This is a genomic window from Acetobacter fabarum, from assembly GCF_029069195.1.
GTDB lineage: Bacteria > Pseudomonadota > Alphaproteobacteria > Acetobacterales > Acetobacteraceae > Acetobacter > Acetobacter fabarum_A.
Genome location: NZ_JARDYK010000030.1, coordinates 1 through 2,809, shown reverse-complemented (window position 1 = coordinate 2,809; position 2,809 = coordinate 1). Strand labels below are relative to the sequence as shown.

The following is a 2,809-nucleotide window of genomic DNA, read 5'->3' as shown; positions in this document are numbered from 1 at the left end:
AATGTCCGGCATGAGGCGACTGCGGCCACTGCACTTTCACATCTCCCTCTTATTTACCCCTCTTTTTTCATGCGTGGTCTGCTTTTGCTTTCCCAACAATGTCATAGCCAGCTCCAATTGTTCTGCCTGCATGGCCTGACGCACTGCCAGATTTTGGGACACAAGGCAGCTCCGGAGCAACCGTCTCCGCTTCAGAGCTGCCTGAACACCGTCCGTTTCAAAATGTGCTCTCACAGCCTCCTGGCGCGCTTGGGCACGTTCCTGTGTCTTCTCTTCAATCCGCTGCCTTGCAGCCTGTGCCGTTAAAGGCGGAATCTCGCCCCTCACACCAAACAAAATAGCCAGAAAACGCATAATCAGTGCCGCCAATAATGCGGCTAATCTCTCTTCACCCGTCTGGCTTTCCAGCTTATGCACCTCATGCAAATACGGACGTGCCAATAACTCAGCGCGACAGTCCGAACGTTTCCACGGCGGACGGATCACATCCGCCAGCTTTTTCATTGATGTTTGATAGGCGGATGTTGCAGGGAGTGGCGGCAAAGTCTCCCCCCTGCCAGACCGCCGTCTGGGCAGGGTAGCGGTCATGGGTCGGTCCTGCTCATCCATCAGTTCTTCCAGATCCTGTCGCCGCAGGCGCAAAACCCTGTGCAGAGCCAGATGATAGCCTTCGGCATTTTCAATCAACCATACGCCAGGTTTGTCGCCCTGCGTGACCAGATATCCTCTCTCTCCAGCACGCTCGACAAACGTCTGCAACACGCAACCCGTCTCCTGCCAGAGCTGTCGAAGTTCGGCTCGCATGGCTGGCAGCACCGAATGACCCGCCCGTCTTTTAGTCGTCTGATGTGCCGCATCCGTAAATGTCGCCTGAAGCAACACCTCCCCTCCCCAGAAAGCCTGCTTGAGATGGGCGGCAGCCTGTTTCATGGCTGCGTGTGGTGATGCTTCCAGATGCTGGATCACCTTGTCATTATGTTTGCCTGACGTCAGAGGATGCCCCCATGCCAGTTCGCATAACCGCGCGACTTTTTCATTCCGTATTTTTATGAAACGGGAGTCCAGAACCCGTTGGGTTTCCAGACACTCAGCAAACACCATGTGGCGATGTCGTTCAAACCCCAGACCACCCGCCCGTGGCTTTTGATGCTCCACAATCAAAAGGGGGGCTTCCGCACCGAACTCCCGTTGATATGCTAACTGACAGGCTTCAAACTGCTTCGGGGTAATTCCAGCTCCGGATTGAGCATGACATGCCGCAACCCATACCCGCATCCATGACTGACAGCATCCAGAACAGCCTGATTAAGATTGAACTTCTGCCCCTCAATGATCCGGACGTCTTCGTTCTCATCCGTACGCATCAGGTGTCGCCACAAACCATGCCATGAATCTGCGGCCACGATCCGCGTGGCTTTGATAATCATGTCCGTATCTTTCGCAGGAGCTTGCGCAGACGGGCGTTATGACTATTCACCCCATGCAACGTCTCCACAATGTCCGACATATCCACTGCCCCACCCCCGTTCAGGGTATGGGCAATCTGGTTCAGGTTGTTACCAATCCCGGATAACTGACGTGCCAAAGACTGCATCTCAACGGCTAGTCGCCCGTATTCCCCGCCAGTGCCAAGAGAGACCAGTATGAGGTCACGCATCCAGCACGAGATCGTCATATCGCCCGCCCCTGCTGCCGCCTGAACCTTCTCATACTCTATAGTGGACAAACGAATACGCAGGTCGTGATGACGTCCTTCCGTTCTGGCGGACTGTTTTTTAGGTCGTCTCTGGCGAACCTGAGCAGGCGCTGTTTGAGACATGAGCATCCTCCACAACAACAAGGGGGTCCACGGGGGAAAGCGCAGCTTTCCCCCTGGTCAGTTTGCCAAGCAGTAGACACAACGTGTCCGCTGGTTGGCACGGCTGCCTCTATTATAAATGAGATCGTTGCTTAGAACATAAAACCGGCACTTTGCCTTGATGCTTGGAACCTTGCTTAGAACACATCCGGTTGCCACATATGCCGCATCATAGATGCAACCCAGCGTCATCGTTGTGCGTTGAGTGTCCGAAAAACGGTCGTTTGTGAAAACTTGTCAAGCAACCACCAACAGAGGGCACGGCCATTGTCCCGCAAACGTGCTTTTTGGCACGCTATACTCCGCCCCTGACCGTGCGCCAGACAGTACTTCTGCTCACCCGAAAAATTTTCGCAATTTCGGCCAGGGATCGTCCTGCTTGGCTCAACTCACAGACATGCTTCCTTTGCCGGGATGTCAGAATAGGGCATCTTCCTAGCCGCTTCCCGGCCTGACGTGCAGCTTCCAGACCAGCTCTCGTCCGCTCCCGGATAATCTCCCGTTCAAACTGGGCAAAGCCTGCAAGAATGGTTAAAAAGAGCTGACCATTGGGTGTGCCAGTTTCAATCCCAATATTCAGTATCCGCACGCGAACGCCGTTTTCTGTAAGGCTTCGTACCAGCCCCATGACATCAACCGTGTCACGACCAAGGCGATCCAGGCGCGCCACCACCATACTGTCCCCGTCCTCCAGCCGGTTTAATAAAGAGGACAGCCCAGGACGTTCCACCGCAGGAATGCGCCCTGAAACAGTATCGGTGATGATCTCCTCCAGCCCCTCCCTTCTCAGTTCCAGAAGTTGGGAATCATGACTCTGTTCATCGGTGGAAATGCGAGCGTAACCATAACGCGCCATCGTTTGTGTCTCCTTATGTAAACGGGACACATTTTTGAGACGCCATTTCACCCTGTTCGTAATCCGAAAGCCTTCTGTCCCAAAAACGACGGATT

The 2,809-nt window shown here is 54.2% G+C and carries 4 protein-coding genes; all 4 read right to left on the bottom strand.

The features are described 5' to 3' along the window. Positions 1 to 36: 36 nt before the first annotated feature. Positions 37 to 1,161 carry a hypothetical protein gene (locus PY793_RS14050; protein ID WP_275178607.1) on the bottom strand — a complete coding sequence of 375 codons (1,125 nt, stop codon included), beginning with the start codon at positions 1,159 to 1,161 and terminating at the stop codon, positions 37 to 39. Positions 1,162 to 1,196: 35 nt separating this feature from the next. Further along, on the bottom strand, positions 1,197 to 1,427 hold the full coding sequence (locus tag PY793_RS14045) for a hypothetical protein (protein WP_275178606.1): 231 nt from the start codon (positions 1,425 to 1,427) through the stop codon (positions 1,197 to 1,199). Then, positions 1,424 to 1,819 (bottom strand): MobC family plasmid mobilization relaxosome protein, encoded by a 396-nt coding sequence (locus tag PY793_RS14040; protein ID WP_275178605.1) that lies wholly within the window; start codon positions 1,817 to 1,819, stop codon positions 1,424 to 1,426. The genes PY793_RS14045 and PY793_RS14040 overlap by 4 nt, the downstream gene beginning before the upstream one ends. A 334-nt stretch (positions 1,820 to 2,153) precedes the next feature. Then, positions 2,154 to 2,809 (bottom strand): recombinase family protein (locus PY793_RS14035; RefSeq protein WP_275178604.1); only part of this gene is annotated, 656 nt, incomplete at its 5' end.